The 20584-nt window shown below is 39.7% G+C and carries 21 protein-coding genes; 14 read left to right on the top strand and 7 right to left on the bottom strand.

The genetic code is table 11. From position 1 onward, the window contains the following. The first annotated feature begins 334 nt into the window (after window positions 1-334). Window positions 335-1033 carry a hypothetical protein gene (locus CYAN7822_RS13415; protein WP_013322814.1) on the top strand — a complete coding sequence of 233 codons (699 nt, stop codon included), beginning with the start codon at window positions 335-337 and terminating at the stop codon, window positions 1031-1033. A 216-nt stretch (window positions 1034-1249) separates the two neighbouring features. Beyond that, window positions 1250-2230: a protochlorophyllide reductase gene (locus CYAN7822_RS13410; RefSeq protein ID WP_013322813.1), complete on the top strand. Its 981-nt coding sequence runs from the start codon at window positions 1250-1252 to the stop codon at window positions 2228-2230. A 98-nt stretch (window positions 2231-2328) separates the two neighbouring features. Here the strand turns inward: CYAN7822_RS13410 and fabD are convergent, their stop codons facing one another. From fabD to plsX, 3 genes are all read right to left on the bottom strand, one after another. After that, a complete protein-coding gene (gene fabD, locus CYAN7822_RS13405) occupies window positions 2329-3210 on the bottom strand; it encodes an ACP S-malonyltransferase (RefSeq protein WP_013322812.1) in 882 nt (293 codons plus the stop codon). A 117-nt stretch (window positions 3211-3327) separates the two neighbouring features. Further along, a complete protein-coding gene (locus CYAN7822_RS13400) occupies window positions 3328-4329 on the bottom strand; it encodes a beta-ketoacyl-ACP synthase III (RefSeq protein ID WP_013322811.1) in 1002 nt (333 codons plus the stop codon). A gap of 177 nt (window positions 4330-4506) precedes the next feature. Then, the gene (gene plsX / locus CYAN7822_RS13395; RefSeq protein WP_013322810.1) at window positions 4507-5556 is read right to left on the bottom strand and encodes a phosphate acyltransferase PlsX; all 1050 of its coding nucleotides are present in this window, start codon (window positions 5554-5556) and stop codon (window positions 4507-4509) included. Between the two features lie 74 nt (window positions 5557-5630). On the opposite strand from plsX, the gene CYAN7822_RS13390 reads away from it, so the two are divergent. Both CYAN7822_RS13390 and CYAN7822_RS13385 read left to right on the top strand, forming a co-directional pair. Further along, the gene (locus CYAN7822_RS13390; protein WP_013322809.1) at window positions 5631-6923 is read left to right on the top strand and encodes a D-alanyl-D-alanine carboxypeptidase/D-alanyl-D-alanine-endopeptidase; all 1293 of its coding nucleotides are present in this window, start codon (window positions 5631-5633) and stop codon (window positions 6921-6923) included. Between the two features lie 508 nt (window positions 6924-7431). Then, window positions 7432-8010: a COP23 domain-containing protein gene (locus CYAN7822_RS13385; RefSeq protein WP_013322808.1), complete on the top strand. Its 579-nt coding sequence runs from the start codon at window positions 7432-7434 to the stop codon at window positions 8008-8010. Window positions 8011-8100: 90 nt separating this feature from the next. Here CYAN7822_RS13385 and CYAN7822_RS13380 read toward each other — a convergent pair whose 3' ends face one another. From CYAN7822_RS13380 to CYAN7822_RS13370, 3 genes are all read right to left on the bottom strand, one after another. Then, a complete protein-coding gene (locus tag CYAN7822_RS13380; protein ID WP_041933719.1) occupies window positions 8101-8943 on the bottom strand; it encodes a S1 family peptidase in 843 nt (280 codons plus the stop codon). Between the two features lie 223 nt (window positions 8944-9166). Further along, window positions 9167-9736, bottom strand: a complete 570-nt coding sequence (locus tag CYAN7822_RS13375) for a DUF2808 domain-containing protein (protein ID WP_013322806.1) — start codon at window positions 9734-9736, stop codon at window positions 9167-9169. Window positions 9737-9871: 135 nt separating this feature from the next. Then, window positions 9872-10333, bottom strand: coding sequence for a hypothetical protein (locus tag CYAN7822_RS13370; RefSeq protein WP_013322805.1), 462 nt, complete (start codon window positions 10331-10333; stop codon window positions 9872-9874). A 43-nt stretch (window positions 10334-10376) separates the two neighbouring features. Here CYAN7822_RS13370 and petN point away from each other — a divergent pair, with 43 nt between their 5' ends. Together petN and CYAN7822_RS38665 are read left to right on the top strand one after the other, a co-directional pair. Then, window positions 10377-10466 carry a cytochrome b6-f complex subunit PetN gene (gene petN / locus CYAN7822_RS35700; protein WP_071881422.1) on the top strand — a complete coding sequence of 30 codons (90 nt, stop codon included), beginning with the start codon at window positions 10377-10379 and terminating at the stop codon, window positions 10464-10466. Between the two features lie 4 nt (window positions 10467-10470). After that, the gene (locus CYAN7822_RS38665) at window positions 10471-10614 is read left to right on the top strand and encodes a hypothetical protein (protein ID WP_173362889.1); all 144 of its coding nucleotides are present in this window, start codon (window positions 10471-10473) and stop codon (window positions 10612-10614) included. Window positions 10615-10749: 135 nt separating this feature from the next. On the opposite strand, the gene CYAN7822_RS13360 is transcribed toward CYAN7822_RS38665, so the two are convergent. Then, window positions 10750-12201, bottom strand: a complete 1452-nt coding sequence (locus CYAN7822_RS13360; RefSeq protein WP_013322804.1) for a RecQ family ATP-dependent DNA helicase — start codon at window positions 12199-12201, stop codon at window positions 10750-10752. A gap of 61 nt (window positions 12202-12262) precedes the next feature. On the opposite strand from CYAN7822_RS13360, the gene CYAN7822_RS13355 reads away from it, so the two are divergent. From CYAN7822_RS13355 to rplS, 8 genes are all read left to right on the top strand, one after another. Next, a complete protein-coding gene (locus tag CYAN7822_RS13355; RefSeq protein WP_013322803.1) occupies window positions 12263-13051 on the top strand; it encodes an MOSC domain-containing protein in 789 nt (262 codons plus the stop codon). A 180-nt stretch (window positions 13052-13231) separates the two neighbouring features. Further along, entirely contained in the window at window positions 13232-14206 is a 975-nt protein-coding gene (locus CYAN7822_RS13350) for an alpha-ketoacid dehydrogenase subunit beta (protein ID WP_013322802.1), read from the top strand. Window positions 14207-14306: 100 nt separating this feature from the next. Continuing rightward, window positions 14307-15725: a protein translocase subunit SecD gene (gene secD, locus CYAN7822_RS13345; protein WP_013322801.1), complete on the top strand. Its 1419-nt coding sequence runs from the start codon at window positions 14307-14309 to the stop codon at window positions 15723-15725. A gap of 58 nt (window positions 15726-15783) precedes the next feature. Next, window positions 15784-16722, top strand: a complete 939-nt coding sequence (gene secF, locus CYAN7822_RS13340) for a protein translocase subunit SecF (RefSeq protein WP_013322800.1) — start codon at window positions 15784-15786, stop codon at window positions 16720-16722. Window positions 16723-17038: 316 nt separating this feature from the next. After that, complete coding sequence (locus tag CYAN7822_RS13335) at window positions 17039-18244, top strand: hypothetical protein (RefSeq protein ID WP_013322799.1); 1206 nt, start codon at window positions 17039-17041, stop codon at window positions 18242-18244. A 43-nt stretch (window positions 18245-18287) separates the two neighbouring features. After that, window positions 18288-19289, top strand: a complete 1002-nt coding sequence (locus tag CYAN7822_RS13330) for a pentapeptide repeat-containing protein (RefSeq protein WP_013322798.1) — start codon at window positions 18288-18290, stop codon at window positions 19287-19289. Window positions 19290-19372: 83 nt separating this feature from the next. Continuing rightward, the gene (locus CYAN7822_RS13325) at window positions 19373-20077 is read left to right on the top strand and encodes a TerC family protein (protein WP_013322797.1); all 705 of its coding nucleotides are present in this window, start codon (window positions 19373-19375) and stop codon (window positions 20075-20077) included. Window positions 20078-20157: 80 nt separating this feature from the next. Then, window positions 20158-20520 (top strand): 50S ribosomal protein L19, encoded by a 363-nt coding sequence (rplS, locus tag CYAN7822_RS13320; RefSeq protein WP_013322796.1) that lies wholly within the window; start codon window positions 20158-20160, stop codon window positions 20518-20520. Window positions 20521-20584: the final 64 nt, after the last annotated feature.

Below are 20584 nucleotides of genomic sequence, written 5' to 3'. Positions count from 1 at the left end.
TTATTTTAACTTTACTTTCAGTTTATAAAACTACACTTATTTTTAAGTTTTATCCCCAATTTCCTTAAGGTCTGCTCTAAAGGCAATACTTGTTTCGTCCCCCTTATTAATTAAGGGTTTACAGGAAGCTATATTAGTCATGACTTATAGTAAATGATATAAAAATAAATTTTTAAATAAAAATATATATTGCAATTTTTTAATTTATATTGATTATTAAGATTTATACCTAGTTAGCAGTATAGCCTTGACATTCAGAGACTTGTATCGAATATAACTGATAGTAGGAAGTCCCTTTTATTGAATAAAATTTTATTGGGGATAATACGCAAAAATGTTAACTATAACTGGATTATCAATAGTCAATTCTACCCTGATCACCATATTACCAATCTTCCTGGCACAACAAAATTATAGTAGTGGTAAAACAGAAGTAGTTCCAGAAATTTTATTTTATATTATTTATATCATAGATTACATAATTGTTAATTTTTTACGTTGGAAAATTTTTCAGAGATGTAAAGTTAAAAAGGCTTGGTTTGCTTGGATTCCTATCTTAGGACAGTACGCAGCTTTTAAAGCAGGAAATAGAAAAAATCCCGTGTTATTGACTATTTTATTATATTCCAGTCCTGTGATTTACATTATTTCGCCGTTTATGTTTTCGCCATCGCTGGTTGTACAGATTTTTATTCTGGCGATGCTGATTTTTCTTTTTACACTGTTTCAGCTACTTTCTGCCTGGATTAACATTTGTAAAAAATTGAAAAAGTCTGATTTCTTACTGCTGCTTTGCCTGATTCCTTTGGGAAATTATGCAGTTTTGTCGTATTTAGCATTTGATAAAAAAATAATTTTTTGGCTTCTTCTTGCTGTATCCGCAGAGTTTTTAACGACAAGTTTTTCAGTAATATCAGTATCGGCAGCAGATTTTGTGGTTAAACAGATAATATTAATTACTTCGGCTCAGTTAGCAACAGTGGGAATTTGCTTTATCTTTTTAAAGCAGAATTTGTTTCGGAGCCAAGCATAGATTGATAAAGTTCATCAAAGCCATGCAATGATTGACTAAGTAGGTGGACATTCATTAAAGTTATGTGTCTGATAAGGAGTGATCGCTCTCTAAGATTTTTTTCTAGCCTTGGCATAGCTGAGGCTCTATGTAAATTAAAAAAAAATAATATTTGAGAGCGAACAACCTATGAGATCCTAGAAACAGTGAATAAGGTTATTAAAAATCTGTAGGAGAATGGAACAACAACGTAAGTCAACGGCGATCATTACTGGAGCCTCTTCCGGGGTGGGTTTACAAGCCGCCAAAGCCCTTGCTGATTTGGGGTGGTATGTGGTGATGGCTTGTCGGGATATCGAAAAAACCAAACGAGTCGCCCAAGAAGTGGGAATGCCCGCCGATAGCTATAACATTATTTATATTGATTTAGCCTCTTTACAGAGTGTTCGAGAGTTTGTCAAGTATTTTAGGGCACTCAGTCGTCCTTTAGATGCTTTAGTCTGTAATGCCGCCATTTATATGCCTCTGTTAAAGGAACCCTTATGGAGTCCGGACGGATATGAATTAACGATGGCAACTAATCACTTGGGGCATTTCCTGCTGTGTAATCTGATGTTGGATGACCTCAAGCAATCCGCAGTAAAACCGGCAAAATTGGTTATTTTGGGCACTGTTACCCACAACCCGAATGAACTAGGCGGCAAAATTCCCCCTCGCCCAGATTTAGGAAATTTACAGGGTTTTGCCGCAGGTTTCAAAGCGCCTTACTCAATGATTGATGGTAAAGCATTTGAGCCAGTCAAAGCCTATAAAGACAGTAAAGTGTGTAATATCTTGACTATGAGAGAATTACATCGTCGTTATCATGCCTCCACTGGCATTATATTCAATTCTCTCTATCCGGGATGTGTGGCAACCACTGCCTTATTCCGCAATCACTATCCTAAGTTTCAAAAGTATTTCCCTCTGTTCCAAAAGTACATTACTGGGGGATTTGTTTCTGAAGAGTTATCCGGTCAAAGAGTTGCTCAGGTCGTGGCCGAGCCGGATTTTGCTCAATCTGGTGTCTATTGGAGTTGGGGAAATAGACAGAAAAAGAATGGTCAAGCCTTTGTGCAAAAGGTTTCTACGCAAGCCGGAGATGATGCAAAAGCCGTGCGGCTGTGGGAATTAAGTGAACAGTTGGTCGGACTTAAGACACCTGTAATGGCTTGGTAACGAGGGTTTCCGCTTTTCCCCTGGGATGATACTCCCCTACCCCCCCGGCAGGGGGGGAAAGAGAAAAAAATTGCTCAAGCGGCTAATGTCGATGCTTATTAAAGGTGGATATTTTCTAAAGCACTGACATTTCTCAAAAGGATATCAGGACAGTCTCTTTTAATTAAACCCGTCAATACTTTACCGGGTCCCACTTCCACCACCTGAGTAACTTCTTGAACAGATAACTGTGCCATAATTTCGCGCCAGCGTACTGAACCAGTCATTTGCGCTCTTAAGCGCTGTTTTAAAATTTCTGCATTAGTAGCTGGGGTAGGATCGACATTAGATAACACAGGAACTTTAGCATCAGCAAAACTAACAGATTCCAAAACAGCTTGAAACTGTTGAGAAGCCTCGTCCATAAAAGGAGAGTGAAACGCCCCACCCACTTTTAAAGGCACGGCTCGTTTTGCCTTAATTTGAGAGCAAACCTGATCCACCCCTGCCGGGATTCCGGAAATGACTACCTGTTGCTCACTATTATCATTAGCTAGGACGACATCCGGTGTATCTTCAATGATTTGATCTAAAGAAGGGCGATCAAATTTCATCAAAGCCACCATTTTTCCACCAGAAGCAGAACTCATCAGTTCGGCTCTACATTTGACTAGATTTAATCCCGTTTCAAAATCGAAGACTCTAGCCGCATACAAAGCCGAATATTCTCCTAAGCTGTGACCGGCCACGATCTGGGGAAATTCTCCATTTTCTTGCAGCAAGTCGGCCAAAATTGCCTCGATCACATATAAAGTCGGCTGAGTATAAAGGGTTAAAGATAATTCTTCTTCGTTACTAACAGATTTATCTAATACAGACCAGCCTAAGATCTTTTCTGCTTGTTCAAATTTCGTTTTACCGGTGAGAGTATCTTTTAAATCTACTCCCATCCCTACTGTTTGTGAACCTTGTCCGGGAAATACCCAAGCGATTTTAGTCATTAGTGATTAGTGATTAGTCATTAGTGATTAGTCATTAGTGATTAGTTATTAGTTAAAACTGATTACTGAGGGTGGCTAACTATTAACTATTCCCCGTTAACTGTTAACTATTAACGATTAATTTCCCCATTGAAAAATGGCGGCTCCCCAAGTCAGTCCAGCACCAAACCCAGAAATAGCAATAATATTGCCAGGTTGGATTTTTCCATTGCGGACAGCCTCATTTAAAGCCAGAGGAATAGAAGCGGCGGAAGTATTTCCATAGTTGGCTACATTACTAATTACTTTTTCATCGGGAATATTTAAACGGCTGGCTACGGCATCCATAATGCGTTGATTAGCCTGATGTAAAATCAACCAGTCAACATCATCTGTACCAAGTTCAGCCCGATATAAGGCTTTTTCTATAACTTCTGGGACTTTAGCAACGGCAAAACGATAAACCTCGCGTCCGTTCATAGTAATAAATTCATAGCCGCCCTGAGCGATAGACACCTCATGAACAAGGGATTTAGATTGGGGTTGATAGGCTAAATTCAGAAAACTATTGTAATTTCCATCGCTGCACATCTCAAACCCTAATAGGCCATCGCGGCTTTCAGTGGCTTGACACACCACAGCACCAGCGCCATCTCCAAACAAAACACAGCTATTTCTATCTGACCAATCTACCCAGCGAGAGAGAATATCTCCTCCTATCAACAGGACATTTCGATAAACTCCCATACGAATAAATTGAGCCACAGTGATTAAGCCAAACACAAAGCCCGAGCAAGCAGCAGTTAAATCAAAGGCCACAGCGCGAGAGGCACCGAGTAGGCTTTGTATTTGACAAGCACTGCCAAATAAATCATCCGCAGTAGAGGTAGCTAAAACAATCAGGTCAATTTCGCTGGCTTCTAGTCCCGCCATTGAAAGAGCTTGACTGGCGGCTTTAGCACCTAATTGACTCAAAGAATTATCTAAAGAAGCCAAATGTCTTGTGGATATTCCTGTGCGGGTTTTAATCCATTCATCAGAGGTGTCGACCATCTGGGAAAGGTCTTCATTGCTGAGAATTTGTTTTGGTGTTGCCGAACCGCAGCCAGTGATAGCGATTCCTTGCTGAGTATATTTCAAGCCTTTTTCTCCCTTGCTTAAGATTTAATTGTCATAACCAATCAAACTGATATGGCAGCTTGTCAGAGATCAAGTCTCTAATACATCTGTATGGTCAACAGACGTGGGAGCCGCTTGAAGTCAGTTTTTGATTTTTCTCTGCTTATTATTTATTATTCCCTGTTTACTGTTAATTATTCACTGGTTTACGGTTTCTGTATTAGTTTGGGTTTCTTGTTGATGTTCTTCATTGTATGCCTGAATACGTTCTAAGACTTGATTATCAATCGCGTCTTTAGCCTGGCGAATCGCATTAAAAATAGAGGGAGCTTGTGAACTGCCATGACTAATAATACAGACTCCGCCTACACCAAACAGTAAAGCACCTCCATGTTCTGCGTGATCAATCCGTTGCTTGAGTCGTTTGAGATTAGGTTTTAATAAGGCTGTACCGAGTTGACCCCGAATGCCTTGGGGTAACTCTTCTTTGATGATTTGTAGCATCACTTCGCCCACCGCTTCTGCGAACTTAAGCAACACATTTCCCACAAAACCATCACAGACAATCACATCGAAACGACCTGATAAAACATCTCGTCCTTCTGCATTGCCGATAAAAGGAATTTTTTCATTAGCTTCTAAAAGTTGATAGGTTCTTAGCGCTAAATCATTTCCCTTGGAAGATTCTTCGCCAATGTTGAGTAAACCGACTTTGGGGTCTTCTACTGCCATGACGTATTTGCTGTAAATTGTCCCCATCAGGGCAAATTGCTCAAGATATTTGGGACGACTATCCACATTTGCGCCAACATCCAAAACAATCACTGATTTTCCAGCTAAGATGGTGGGAAAAACAGCACCGATAGCCGGGCGATCAATGCCTTTAAGACGACCTAAACGCAGTAAGGCCGATGCCATAGCTGCCCCAGAGTGTCCGGCTGAAACCACAGCATCAGCCCTTTTGTCTTTAACTAAATCCATTGCCACGTTAATCGACGCATTCGGTTTACGTCGAATAGCGGTTAAGGGTTCTTCGTCCATAGTGACAACCCCGTCCGCGTGGACAATTTCTACATTGCTCGGATGATGATGATGCTGAAGATAAGATTCAATCTGTTGTGAATCTCCGACTAACAGTACATCTACATCCAGTTCGGCTGAAGCTCGGATCGCTCCAGCGATGATTTGATTGGGGGCAAAATCGCCACCCATAGCGTCTACTGCAATTCTTGCGCGAGTTGATGCCATTGCCTAAAGTGATATGAAGCCTTAAAGATTTTATCATCCATCTATAAAATAATGATGACGTGAGGATGTTAAAGATGCTAGAGAGTCTTAGTATAGGTTTACTTAGCTTTTTTTTACAATTGTTTGGACATTCACCGACCCCTTTACAAGCTATGCCCTTGATGGACTGGCAGCAAGAGGCCATTTTTGCTGTACCCACTCAAGGTGATCCCGTCGTTGAAAAAATTGTGGCTGACTATTTGCAAAAACTATCCGAGCAGGGAATTAATCCTGAGCTTCAAGGCATCTGGATTCAATCTATGTGGGCAGAATTAGCCAATCACCGCAGTAATTTGGCGGCTTCTGCTGCCTCTTTAACCAAAATAGCCACTACTCTAGCGGCTTTGGAAACTTGGGGACCGGCTCATCGTTTTGAAACCCGTATTTATCATACAGGAGCAATCCAAAAGGGGATTTTACAAGGAGATTTGATCATCGAAGGTAGCGGCGATCCGTTATTTGTTTGGGAAGAGGCGATCGCTCTCGGCAATGCTCTCCATCAGTTAGGAATTACTCAAGTCAAGGGAAATTTAGTAATTACTGGTGATTTCTCTATGAATTTTCAGTCCTCACCTCAAGTATCTGGGGCGCTGCTCATGCGGGGTGTAAATAGTTCTCTATGGCCTTCTGGGGTTGAACAAGAATATCAAAAACTGCCTCAAAAACCTAATCGGCCTCAATTGGTGATCACCGGCAAAGTTCAAGAGAGTGCTACTGTTCCTACGGGGGCGCAGTTACTCCTACGCCATCAATCATTAACTGTCGTAGAACTGGTTAAACAAATGAATATTTATAGTAATAATGCTATGGCGGAAATGTTAGCTAAATCAGTGGGGGGAGCCGAAAAGGTGGCTCAAATTGCCATTCAGGTGGCTCAAGTTTCTCCTCAAGAAATTCGTTTAATTAATGGCTCGGGTTTAGGCGTAGATAACCGAATTTCTCCTCAAGCTGTTTGTCAAATTTTAATGGCGATTCAACGCAAATATGAACCACAATCTATTACTCTCGCTGATTTATTTCCTGTAGCTGGACTAGATAAAAAAGGAACGATGAAATGGCGACATCTTCCTCAAGGAGTGGCTATCAAAACCGGAACTTTAGCTCAGGTCAGTGCTTTAGCCGGAGTGATTCCCACTCAAGAACGAGGATTAGTCTGGTTTTCTATTCAGAATTCCGGCTCGCCTCAGATTGATAAGTTTCGGGCCGATCAAGACCAACTTTTACAAAGTTTGGCCAGCCATTGGCAAGTTTTACCCTCTCTCCTAAAATCTTCCGCTAAAGAAGTTTTTTTAGGTGATCCTACCCGCAATTTAAAAGCACAAAGTTAACCGGATTTTGGGAAAACAAATCTCTCAGTACCAAGACAAAAAATCAGTTCACACTTTACCAAGGGAATTGAAAAGCGCGGCAGCAGGCAATGCTCTGCGCTTCGCTATTGTTTGCGGCATTTTGTTTCACGAATATAGCAACCGCTAAGGAGGATAGGAAAGTTTTACCAGTTACTTCTCTTTTGTAATCAGCGTTTCCATTCTGATTTCTGAAAACAGTCATCTTGATTTATACCTAGGTATTTATTACACAATCTTTTTTAATTGAAAACATCAAATATCTTTGTTAATAAGCAGACATTAAACTAACTGCTATAGCGTTTTTATTGAGAACGATAGATAATTTTTTTTAATTTTTTTAAATAAAAAAAAGCCTTTTTTTTATAAAAAGTCGTACAAAAAAAATATATAAACAAATATTACAAATTTTACTACTTGAGTTTTAAAAAAGCTAAAAAAGAAATATCGATTTTTGCTTTTCCTCACACATATTAAAAAAAAAACAACCATGAATAAGTTATTAAAACTTACTGCTGTGGGTGCTTTGGCTACTATTGGTTTAGTAGGATTAGCTAATAGTGCAAAAGCTCAATTAGACGAATCACAATTGATCCCTCAACAACCTCGGGAGATTTTAGCCTGTGTAAATGATGGATCAGGGGGAGTCGCTTTAGTCCCTCAACAGATTCAGGAATATGCCAGCGCATACAATTCTTTATATATCGTTACCGATCAAACAAAAGTCCTTCAGCAGGGCGAACCGAATATAGTCTTTACAAAAACCCTTCATTCCGCTAACCCTAAAGGAGCTTACACTCCCGAAAGTCGCTGTCAAGCTATCCGAGACCGTGTCACTAATCTAAAAAATTCTCTAGGAATAGAAAGCTTTGCAGAGCTAAGTCGAATCGGAAAAGTGAACGGACAAAAAGTGATTGCTGTCAATAAAGTTTCTCGTCAAACAGTGGTGATGACACTAAGCGGAGAAAATGGGAAGTGGAAAGTAGCAAAATATGAAGTTTTACCTAAGTTCCAAGCTTTTGTTAATTCACCATTTACGCCTGCCGCAACAGGTCCTATTTTAGAATAGTTAAAAAGTATTATTTATAAGAGAGATTACCGGGAAAAAGGTAAAATAAAACCCTTGTTTGCCTTTTTCCTTTTTGTTTGTTATCTCTTTTCAAAAACCCAAACTAGAAAACTGCCGCAACTGAGAGATTTTATCGATGGGAATGCCCCAATTAAGAGAGAGTATTTCTTGTGCTTGCTCTAGTGAAGCCCTTGTTCCGTCACTAAATGTAATAGATTTGTGACCTTGGGTGAGTGATTTCATCAATCCGTTGATTCCCACTAATTTTCCCTCTCGATTAAAAATCGGCCCCCCACTCATACCCCCTTTAATATCGTTGGTATAACCCAGTTGATAACCTCGCTCTATATTTCTATTAAGAAGCATCCCAACAGTTCCCCAACTGCTTGTAAAGGCTTTATTTCCCCAGGAACGAGTATTTTCAATGCGATTAGGGTTAGGATAATACCAATTAGGAAATCCCACAGCTAGTAGAGGTTCTCCTACCGATAACTGTTGACTATTACCCATCTCAGCCACTTGATAGGAACGATCACTGGTAAATTGTAAAAAGGCAACATCAAGAGAATTAGCTGAGGAAGCAGATAATAAAGCCGCTTCATGAGTCACTCCATCAGAACTCAAGACCTTATAAATCTTATCAGCACTACTGGCAATCACATGGTGGTTAGTTAAAACTAGATAAGTTTGCCCTCTGCGCCCAATAATAACACCAGACCCGGAATTTTTGTCAGTAAAAATTCTCACGGTAACTTGTCGAGCTATCTCTAAAACTGATGAATTGATAGCCGAAACCTGAGACTCCACTGCTTTGCTTTCATGGGGAGTTGCTTCAAATTGAGTTTGTGTATAGCCATTAGCCGCAAAAAATGCTAAAAAGACTAATGATAGTCCTCCTATTTTACTCCCACGCTTTAAAGCAGATTTTTTCATGCTGTTACTTTCCTTGATTAATTGAGGCATAAAAGTCTCCAAGCTAGACGCTAAAGCCTCTGCAAAAGTTTCCCGGCTCATAAAAAGTAGAGCAGTAACTCTTCAATAATTAAGGTTATTGCTGTTAGTAATAATCTTTATAAATTAAGATCTAATATCTTGAGATTATCAATTTTATATCTCAGTTTTTTCTAACTTAGGATGGGTTTTTTAATCGAAATTTTTACCAAAAAGGACTATAAAATTGCAACCGTCCTACGCCTAAATATATACCTTGACTTTTTTCTCCTTGAGGATAAGCGGTTACACCAAAGATATAAACACCACTAAACCAAGGATTTTGTCTAGGTTTTAATCCGATGGTAATTGTCTCTCCAGGTTGCACAGGCGGATCAAATTTTACTTTGATTATTCTCCGGTTTTCTTCATCAATACTAGCTGTAACAAATAAGGGTTGTTGTTCCTTTTTTTTAACGCCTTGAAAGGCAAAAGTTTTGTTTTCTAGAAAAACTATTCTTTCACTTCCTTCCCGTTCCTCAATGGCGACTTCAGATAAGTTTTCTCCGGCCTCTTCTGGAATAAAGATAGTTACATAATACCTAGCACTCCAAGACAGAACATTATTCTGAGTGGTGACAAAATCTAAAAGAAGTGGAGACTTAGCAAAAGCCACTGTTCCATCCCTTAACTGTACAGCTAAAGCCGGCTCAGGAGCCAAAAAAGAAAAATAATTTAGCCCTATACAGGTTGTGGTGAAAATAAATCCGATTAGAGATAGATAAATGGGTTTCATTTTGATTTAGCTTGTCTAGCTCTAATGTTAGATTGAGAATTGTAGGGATACTTGGGTTAATTATAAGGGGATTATTCCCGCTCAAACTCTGTCGATAGGGCCATATATAGATGAATTTAGGTTGATTTTAAATCATTAACTTTTAAAAGGTTTAACCCATTGGCGATCAAGCGCCACATCTAAAATCAAACGAGTAATCGCAAAACAGACAATACTCTCAACCCCAAGCAAACTCAACAACCAAAAATCATCCAGTAAAAAACTACCGGCTTCTATGGGGGCGAGTCCCCGTACTAACCCAAAAGCTAACACCGCACCATCTTTTAAATGAGAATTTTCATCACTGCGGATAATATAGCGGTAAGTGATGCCAAAGAGAAACCCACTCAAAAAGGCGATCGCCACTTTTAGCAGAGGACTTACCCCAACGAAAACCACCTCCACGCTAAAGCTGAGACTATTAAGCAGAGTAACCAGAAGGTAAGCACTCGTAAAGGTAAAACCGCCAATAATACCCGCTTTGATCGATTCTATCCGTTCTAAATTTGACACAGGACTAACTCCCAATCCAAAACCTCTTCCAATATGAAGTATCATAATTGGAGTAGTTTAGATCGACGTTCAATAATAAAAGCACACTATGGATATTTTGGCACTTGGTTGGGTTGGACTTTTGGCTTTGTTTACTTGGTCAATTGCTATGGTGGTATGGGGCCGTAACGGTTTCTAGAACAGTGGAAACAACTTCTATCCTTAACATCCTCGTGATCGTTGCTGCGGCGCTTTTGGTGCTGGTCAGTGGCGGTATTATCTATTTAACGGCCTTAGAGTGGCGCGATCGCCGTCTCCAAGAGAAAGATAAAAAAAACAATCGTTAATCAGTAGTCATTAGTTGTTAGTCATTAGTAATAACAGCTAAAAAGCTAAGAACTGACAATGACCAACCAATCATAACTAATCAGTTACGACCATCAATGACTAATAACTAATGACCAATGACTAATGACTAATAACTAACGACAATTATCACAATGGCCACATTTAAACCCCGTCGCTTCTTCAATAAACCCAAAAGCATTAAGTAAAAATTGCCACCGACATCTTTTTGTATTTAAATATCGCTTCATTTCAAATTGGGTTTGTTGAGAATTATTTTTAGATTGATTCAAAGCCGAAGAATTTTTAAATTTTAGCTGATATTGAAAAGGGTCTAACCATTCCACTTGACCTAAACTATGGAGTAAACCGAGAGAGATATCTCCTGCCGCCAATGCTTCTGCAATGGTTTGTATCTCTCCTTGGGCAGGGATTTTGTTAGCAATTTGTTGTGCTTGTTGATATTGTTTAGCTAATTTATTCGCAAAAAACCGCCATTGTTGTTGATCAGTAGGATCTAACCATCCTGTAGGTTCACTCATTAAAGTTAATGCTTCGGTTGATTTTCCATCTCTTCCCCCTCTTCCCACTTCTTGAAGATATTCTGATAATAATTGCGGCGCTTGGAAATGAATGACCCACCTAACATTACTTTTATTTATCCCCATGCCAAACGCGCTCGTACAAACGACAAATTGTAGATCATCGTTTAACCATCCTGTCTCAATATAGCGTCTTTCAGACGAACTTAACCCGGCATGATAAGCCGCCGTTGAATAATTTAATGTCCGTAACCATTCGCTTAAGTTTTCACTGTCTTTACGGGAACGAACATACACTAAACCGGCTTGTTTTCCTTGACTTTGAATAAACTTTAAGAGTTGATGACGACGACACCCAGGAGAGACAGTTATTTTAACTCTCAGATTTAAATTATTTCTATAGGGACTAATTAAAAAAGTTTCAGGGGTTTGTAATTGCAAAACTTCCGTAATAATGCCTTGTGCTTGGGGGTTTGCCGTAGCCGTAAAGGCAGCAATTGCTATTTTTGTTCCTGGGGGTTTAGACTGTAATAAAGCCGGTCTTACGGTTCCTAAACGACGATAGACTGGCCTAAAAGTATCTCCCCAATTGACTAAACAATGAGCCTCATCTAAGATAATTCCATTAATTTTAACTTGGGGATGAGATAATCTTTCCCAGATGGGGGTACTAAGTAAGGTTTCTGGAGAAAGGTAGAGTAATTTAAGCTGTTGTTTTTCGAGTGCTTGTAAGGTTTTTTTCCGTTGGCTGCGCGGAATTTCATTATGTAATAAAGCGGCACTTAAGTTAAGTTGCTGTAATTCTTGTACCTGATTTTCCATTAAGGCAACTAACGGAGAAATGACTAACGTTAAGCCGCTTTTAAGTAAGGCGGGAAGTTGAAAACAAATCGATTTTCCTCCGCCGGTTGGCATGACAATTAATGCGTCTTTAGCGTTTAATAAGGTTTGAATGATTTCTCCTTGAGGGGGGCGGAAATCTTCATAGCCCCAAATTTTTTTAAAGGTGGCTCGGACTTGATTCCAATCGGCGGCCAGGTCATTCATGGGTTAATTAAGTAAAATAAGAATTATAGCTCAGTTTTAAACCTTTATCCGCTCATCCTGAATGCTCTCAAAACCCTACCTTAAACAGATTTTCATCTATCCGATTAAATCCCTTGATGGCATTAGTCTTAAACAAGCAACAATTTTAGAAAGCGGCGCACTTAAACATGACCGAGAATTTGCCCTCCTAGATCAAGAAGGAAAATTTATTAATGCCAAACGCTATGCTAAAATTCATCGATTACGTACAAGCTTTGAGTCAGATTTAAACCTGGTTTCTCTAAGAATTGAAGGCACAGAGAAAGCGGTTATGTTTCATCTTGAACAGGGACGAGTCGCTTTAGAAGCGTGGTTAAGTGCTTATTTTAATTGTCCTGTGAAACTACAACAAAATACTCTCACCGGCTTTCCTGATGATCTTCAAGCCAATGGTCCGACGATAATCAGTACAGCTACCCTAGAAACTTTAGCCGCTTGGTTTCCTAACATAACCGTAGAGGAAATGCGACGGCGACTAAGAGCTAATTTAGAAATCGATGGAGTTCCGGCTTTTTGGGAAGATCAATTATTTGCTGAAACTGGCGAAACCGTTCAGTTTAAAATCGGCGATATTCTTATAGAAGGAGTTAACCCCTGTCAGCGTTGTATCGTTCCCACAAGAGACTCAGTTACAGGAGAACAAACCCCTAACTTTCAAAAAGTTTTTGTCAGCAAACGGCAGGAATTTTTTCCCTCTTGGGCAACCCCAAGTCGTTTTAATCATTACTATCGAGTTAGTGTCAATACTAAGATTCCCGCTTCAGAAACTGGAAAAATCTTACATCAAGGAGATAAAATATCAATAGATTAATCATTAGGAGAGCCGAGTCTCTTACTCAAAAATCAACATAGACAGAAACTTTTGTAACTTAACCCCTTACCCTTTCCCCTTAACCCTTTAACTTTACCCCTTTCCCTGCTTCGTACTCCCTACTCCCTGTTAATGATAGGATTACAGTTAAACAAAGTTTACATAGAGCGGGTAAGCAAAATGGCAGAGACTTTAATGTATAACGCGCTAAGGCAAGCCATAGATGAAGAAATGGCTAGAGATGAGGCGGTTTTCGTCCTAGGTGAAGATGTGGGGCATTATGGCGGCTCTTATAAAGTAACAAAAGATTTATATAAAAAATATGGGGATTTACGAGTCCTGGATACCCCCATTGCCGAAAATAGTTTTACCGGCATCGCTGTAGGAGCGGCTATGACCGGCTTACGTCCCATTATCGAAGGGATGAACATGGGCTTTTTATTGCTGGCATTTAACCAAATCGCCAATAATGCCGGGATGTTACGCTATACTTCAGGCGGAAATTTTAAAATTCCTATGGTTATTCGCGGACCCGGCGGGGTAGGAAGACAGTTAGGGGCCGAACATTCCCAACGCTTAGAAGCCTATTTTCATGCTGTTCCAGGTTTGAAAATAGTTGCCTGTTCCACAGCTTACAATGCTAAAGGTTTACTCAAAGCCGCCATTCGAGATAATAACCCGGTTCTATTCTTTGAACACGTTTTACTTTACAACTTAAAAGATAATCTGCCCGACAATGAGTATATTGTCCCCTTAGATAAAGCCGAAATTGTCAGACGGGGTAAAGATGTAACGCTGTTAACCTATTCTCGGATGCGCCATCATTGTACACAAGCTCTTAAACAGTTGGAAAAAGAAGGCTACGACCCCGAAATTATTGATTTAATTGCTTTAAAGCCCTTTGATCTAGAAACTATCGGCGAGTCGATCCGCAAAACTCATCGAGTTATCATAGTAGAAGAATGTATGAAAACCGGAGGCATAGCGGCTGAGTTAATTGCTCTAATTAATGAGCATTTCTTTGATGATTTAGATGCCCCAGTAGTGCGCCTATCCTCTCAAGATATTCCCACGCCTTATAACGGGATGCTCGAGAGAATGACCATTATCCAGCCCCATCAAATCGTAGAAGCTGTTAAAGAAATAATGGCTTAACCACAATTGAGTTAGTAGTCAGTAATCAGTGAACCATAACCAAAAACGGATAACTCACAACTGACTACTGACTATTGACCACTGATTCGTGACCACAACCATGAAACAACAACGTTGGATTTTATTATTTATTTTTGGATTGCTGGTGGCAGCAATCATCATAACAAAAACCCTGGGTCTTCAACTGGGTTTAGACTTAAGAGGAGGGGCACAACTCACCATAGAAGTTCAACCCACAAAAGAAATCACCACCATTACTGGAGAAGATTTAAACGGAGTTAAAACCGTTATTGAAAATCGGATCAATGCTTTAGGAGTATCCGAGTCCCTGGTGCAAACGGTTGGCGGCAATAAAATATTAGTTCAACTGCCTGGAGTAACTGACCCTCAACAAGCCGAACGAATTTTAGGCGGCACCGCTCAGTTAGAATTTAGAGAACAACGAAAAGGCACAGAAGGACAATTTCAAGCCGTATATAGAATTACTAAAGCATTAGAAGCTGAATTAGAAGCCGCCAAAAAAGAGGGAAATAATGCGGCTGCTAAGCAAAAAATCGCTGAACTAACCCAATCAATTCAAAGAAACAATCAAGACATTTTAAAACTGTTTGATTCCGTAGATTTAACCGGAAAAAACCTTAAAGATGCTCGGCCTTCTCCCACTCGCTCCGGCAATCAATGGGAAGTGGCCATCCGCTTCGATCAAAATGGAGGAGAAAAGTTTGCTCAACTAACAAAACAGTTAGCCGGAACCGGACGCAGTATAGGCATTTTCTTAGATGAAAACCTCATTAGTGCCCCAGTCGTTGGGCCAGAATTTGCCGCAACCGGAATTACTGGCGGTTCTGCCGTGATTACTGGCAATTTTACCATTGAAACAGCCAATGACTTAGCCGTCCAATTGCGCGGAGGTTCCTTACCTTTCCCCGTCGCCGTCGTAGAAAACCGCACAGTAGGAGCAACTTTAGGGCAAGATAGTATTAAAAGTAGCATTTATGCAGGGATTGGCGGCTTAATTTTAGTATTGCTCTTTATGGCACTTTATTATCGACTGCCAGGGATCATCGCTGATATTGCTTTAATTATTTACGCTATTCTAACCCTAGCGGCTTTTGCCTTATTAGGAGTTACCTTAACTTTACCGGGTATTGCTGGATTTATTCTCAGTATTGGAATGGCAGTGGATGCTAATGTGCTGATTTTTGAACGAACCCGAGAAGAAATACGAGCCGGTCAAAGCCTTTATCGTTCCGTTGAAGCAGGATTTTACCGCGCATTTTCTAGTATTCTAGATAGTAATGTGACAACTTTGATCGCCTGTGGAGCCTTATTTTGGCTAGGTTCAGGGTTAGTTAAAGGGTTTGCTCTTACTCTCGCTGTTGGCGTATTAATCAGTATGTTTACCGCTTTAACTTGTAGTCGGACTCTGTTAATATTGACTGTTCTCAATATCCCAGGTATCCGCCAAAAGCCGCAATGGTTCTGTCCTAATTTACCGAGTTTAGCAGACAGTAAATAGTTAACACTTAATAGGCAACAGGCAACTAATGACTAATGACTAATGACTAATGACAACAATGAAATTAAATGTAACTAAAAATAGAGGGTTATGGTGGACAATTTCGGGCGTGGCGACGATTATCAGCATCATTGCTATGATTGTCTCATTTGCCACCATTAAAGCCCCTTTACGTCCTAGCTTAGACTTTGTTGGAGGAACAAAAATACAACTAGAACTCGATTGTTCTGTTCCTAATAACTGCACTCAAGCCATTTCAAGCGGCTCTGTACAGGACATTTTAACGGCTCAAGGACTGGGAAATAGCAGTGTGCAGGTGATCGACAAGTACGCCCTCTCCATTCGTACTCAAGATTTAAACGTTGAACAACGCACTCAGTTACAAAAACAATTAAACGAGAAAATAGGCACATTCAATGTAGAAACCATTCAAATTGATACAGTAGGCCCAACCATTGGACGAGAGCTATTTACGGCGGGTTTATTAGCTTTGCTAGTGTCATTCTTTGGCATTACCGTTTATCTGAGTTTCCGCTTTCAATTTGACTATGCTGTGATTGCGGTTTTGGCTTTATTTCACGATACCTTTATTACTACAGGCGTATTTGCTATTTTAGGGTTAGTGTTGGGCGTTGAAGTGGATAGTCTATTTTTAGTAGCACTTTTGACTATTATCGGGTTTTCAGTTAATGATACCGTGATTATTTATGACCGGATGCGGGAAATTGCTACCAAAAATCCTGAGTTGTCCATTAACCAAGTCGCTGATGATGCTGTGGATCAAACCTTAACCCGCTCTATTAATACTACATTGACGACCTTACTGCCTCTGACCTCTATTTTCCTTTTTGGAGGACCAACCCTCAAATATTTCGCCTTAGCTTTAATTGTTGGCTTTATTTTGGGAGCTTATTCCAGTATCTTTCTTGCTAGTCCCCTCGTGGCTTGGTGGCGAGAACGTCAAGAAAAAACTCGTGTTGCCAAATATCAAACTTAAATTCAACTAAGTTTACGTAAAAACCCCATCAAGCCTGGAAATCTTTCTTAAATATTCAGAATTTTTAACGAGATCGATAACTATAGGCTTTGAGTATGATTATAAATAGAGCCACTTGCAGCAAATTTCAACTTGATTAGTTAGGTCCAGTTTCTGAGTCTAAAAGTTAGTCCCCTAGTCAGTTGCATCCCTAATGCCTAGCTCCTAAATTGTGCTGTATTAAGCGCCTAACAGACTGTAGGCAACTCTATTGTCTTCAGTCTACAATCTACTTTAAATAGAAGCTTTCCCCTCTCAAATAATTTAGAGGTGTGGTATGCAATTTTCTCCAGAAAATTTCGATAAAGTTGTTGATTATTTAGAAAATCATGAAGAATCATTACGAATCAAAAAGTTAGTTTTTTGCATCTGCAAAAAATACTGGGAAAATGATCCTACAATCTTAAATGGGGTTTCCTGGGAAGAATTAATTCAAGAAATAGTTCGGCTAAAACCTAGTAATGAACAATTAACTTTTTCCATTTATAAACTGATAAAAACCCTCAACAGACCTAAAGTTTATGCTCCTTTAGGAAAAACCATTGTAGCTCAAATAAGTCGCTTATATAAGGCTCAGGTTAGCCAGGCTGATGAATCTGAACAAACCGCCATTATTGCTGTAAAAAAAGAAACTAGCTCGCCGCTTCAAAATTCTCAATTAGTCATTGATCAAGTGGTGGCTAACTTAGCCAATCATCGAGAAGAAAGCCGCATTAAAAAACTCATTTTTGCCGTCAGTAAAAAACAATGGGAAAATGACACAAATATTATTGATGCTTATGGATTAAAAAACTTAATTTTAGAACTTCGTCAAAAATATCAAAATAAAATTAATTTGAGGGAAGCCTTTAATAAACTTGTGGAAAGTCTCAATAAAAAAACCGTTTATTTAGCCATAGCCACCTTAATTTTAAATCAAATCGAAATTCTCTACGATACCGAGGTAGAATATGAAGAAGAAAAAAGCAGCAAAATCGACACAAATATTATTGAAACTCAAATCATCCATTTGGATAAAACAGAAATTCAGTCGGCTCATGAATTAACTCAAATTTCTTCAATAAACTCCCCAAGGGACTTATATGCTGAAGAGGTATATCCCACAGTTATTAGTGCCAAAAACTCGCCGGCTTCACATACTTTAACTCAAATTAACTTACCCGAGTTTCAGCCGGTACAAGAAACTAATAAAGAATATAACCTGTTTGAAGTGCGGCTGGAAATCCTCCAATATACTAATCCATTAAGAGCCAAAATATTATTATATTCTCTCCTCTTCCAGCCTTGGGACCAAACGGGACAAGATTGGTCAATTTTAAAAGGTTATATTTTAGAAGATTTTCTACAACAACTAATTGAGAGTAGAAAAAGTGTACAAGAAATAGAAACAAAATTAGTGAATATTGCTAGAAAGCAAAACGATGTAGACTCAAATTTACAAACCGTCAATGTTATTCTTCAAGCCGTTGGGCATATTTTATAAATCACAAGACTTTTAAAAAAAATCTTTGGCTCAAACAGTTAATATGAAACCAAAAGAACTAATTGAACGCTATTCAAACGGAGAAATTAACTTTAGCGGCTTGAAAATTCCGGGCGCTAATCTGGTAGGGGCTGACTTAATTGGTATTATCCTCAACGAAGCCGATCTTCATGGTGCTAATCTGATCTTTGCTTATCTCAACCGAGCCAATTTAGCCCAAGCCAACTTAGTAGCTAGTGATCTCAGTGGCGCAAATCTATCTCAAGCCGATTTAACAGGGGCAGATTTACGTAGTGCTATGCTTCATGGCATTATTTTGAGCGGCGCAATCTTGCAAGAAACAGACCTGACTTTAGCTATGCTTTTAGATGCTAATCTAATTGGTGCCGATCTCAGAGGCTCAGACTTAAGTGGGGCAAACTTAACAGGAGCCTGCCTTAGAGGCGCGAATATGCGTCAGGAAAAGAAAAACTTTAATACGAATTTGCAAGCGGCTAACTTATTTAAAGCCGATTTACAAGGCGCAAATATGAAAGGGGTAGATCTCGCTAGAGCCAATTTAAGCGGCGCTAATTTAAAAGAGGCTAATTTACGAGATGCCGATTTACGAAAAGCCGATTTAAGCAAAGCAAACCTTACAGGGACAATTCTTTCAGAAGCTAATTTAGTGGGAGCTAACTTGACAGGAGCCGACTTGAATAATGCTAATTTAGTCAGAGCAAAAATGATGCAAGCCGAAGCCGGTGGGGCCAATTTTAAGGGAGCTATTATGACTCATATTAACCTGAATGCTACTAATCTTAGCGGCGCTAATTTATCTTTTACTCGCCTGAATCACGCAGATTTGACGAGAGCTAATTTGTCGGGGGCATATCTTAAAGAAGCTGAATTAATCGAGGTTTTCTTTGCCAAAGCCAATTTAACCGGGGCCGACTTAAGCAATACGAATCTAACTCGATCCGATTTGATGAGCGCTAATTTAAGCCGGGTAAACTTATCTGAAGCGATTATGCCTGATGGAAAAGTTTATAATGCCAGAAGATAGACGAGTCTAATTCTTGACTTTTTGTCTTAAATTCCCTCGCCGTCCACTTACTGATGTAGATTTTGGCCATCAAACACTTTTAAATGCTAGACCAAATTCTTGACTCTTCCTTAAGTCTGAGTCTAAAAACTCCCTTAGTGCTGCTGATTCTGATTGCCCTAGAAGCGGTACTCTCTGCCGATAATGCCATCGCCTTAGCCGCTATCGCTCAAGAGATAGAAAATCCTAAAGATCAGCGTTACGCACTTAATATAGGCTTATTGATCGCTTATGTGCTTCGCATGATTTTAATCTTTACCGCTACCTGGGTGATTAAATATTGGCAATTTGAGTTATTAGGGGCAATTTATCTGCTGTGGTTAGTTTTCAAGTATTTTACCTCTCAAGAAACCGATGAAGAAAAAGCCCATCGCCTCGGCTTTTCCTCACTGTGGCAAGCCATTCCTATGATTGCTGTAACAGATTTAGCCTTTTCTCTCGATAGCGTCACAACCGCCATCGCCGTAGCTGATGATCTTTGGCTAGTGCTAGTAGGTGGAACCATCGGCGTAATTACGCTGCGATTTTTGGCTGGATTATTTATTCGCTGGCTAGAGGAGTTTACTCATTTAGAAGATGCTGGATTAGTTACGGTGGGTTTGGTGGGATTACGCTTACTCCTGCGCGTGATTAATCCCGAAGTGGTTTTACCGGAATGGGCGATGATCCTTTTGGTGAGTGCTTTATTTGTCTGGGGATTTTCTGAGCGCAAGCCATCCAATCCTAATATTGAAAAAACTAGGGACTAGAGAATAAATTAAAGACTTGGCATCTTGCCTTATTTAAAAAGATAAGGTATGATAATAAATTGTGAGTTTTTGCAACAGCCATGAACGCCGAACAAATCATTAAATCAATCGAGGCAGAATACCTCAACTCGGACTTACCAACCATTCACGTTGGTGACACAATTCGGGTGGGTGTAAAAATTGTCGAAGGCGGTAAAGAACGGATACAACCTTACGAAGGCACCGTGATCGCTATGGGCAATAGTGGAATCAACAAAACAATGACAGTGCGGCGGGTATTTCAAGGCGTAGGAGTAGAAAGAGTATTCTTGCTCCATTCTCCTAGAATTGCCAGCATTAAAGTGATCCGTCGCGGTAAAGTTCGCCGAGCCAAATTATACTACTTGCGCGACCGGGTTGGAAAAGCGACTCGCATTCAACAGCGTTTTGATCGTCCACTTTAAAAAAAAGCAGCGCACCTGTTTGATCTAGTTGGCATTAAAGCAGATTATGCTATGATAAGAAAAG

This window comes from Gloeothece verrucosa PCC 7822, from assembly GCF_000147335.1.
In the GTDB taxonomy this organism is placed as follows: domain Bacteria; phylum Cyanobacteriota; class Cyanobacteriia; order Cyanobacteriales; family Microcystaceae; genus Gloeothece; species Gloeothece verrucosa.
Note: the sequence above shows the minus strand (reverse complement) of the source record. Positions and strands in the feature narration are given on the sequence as shown.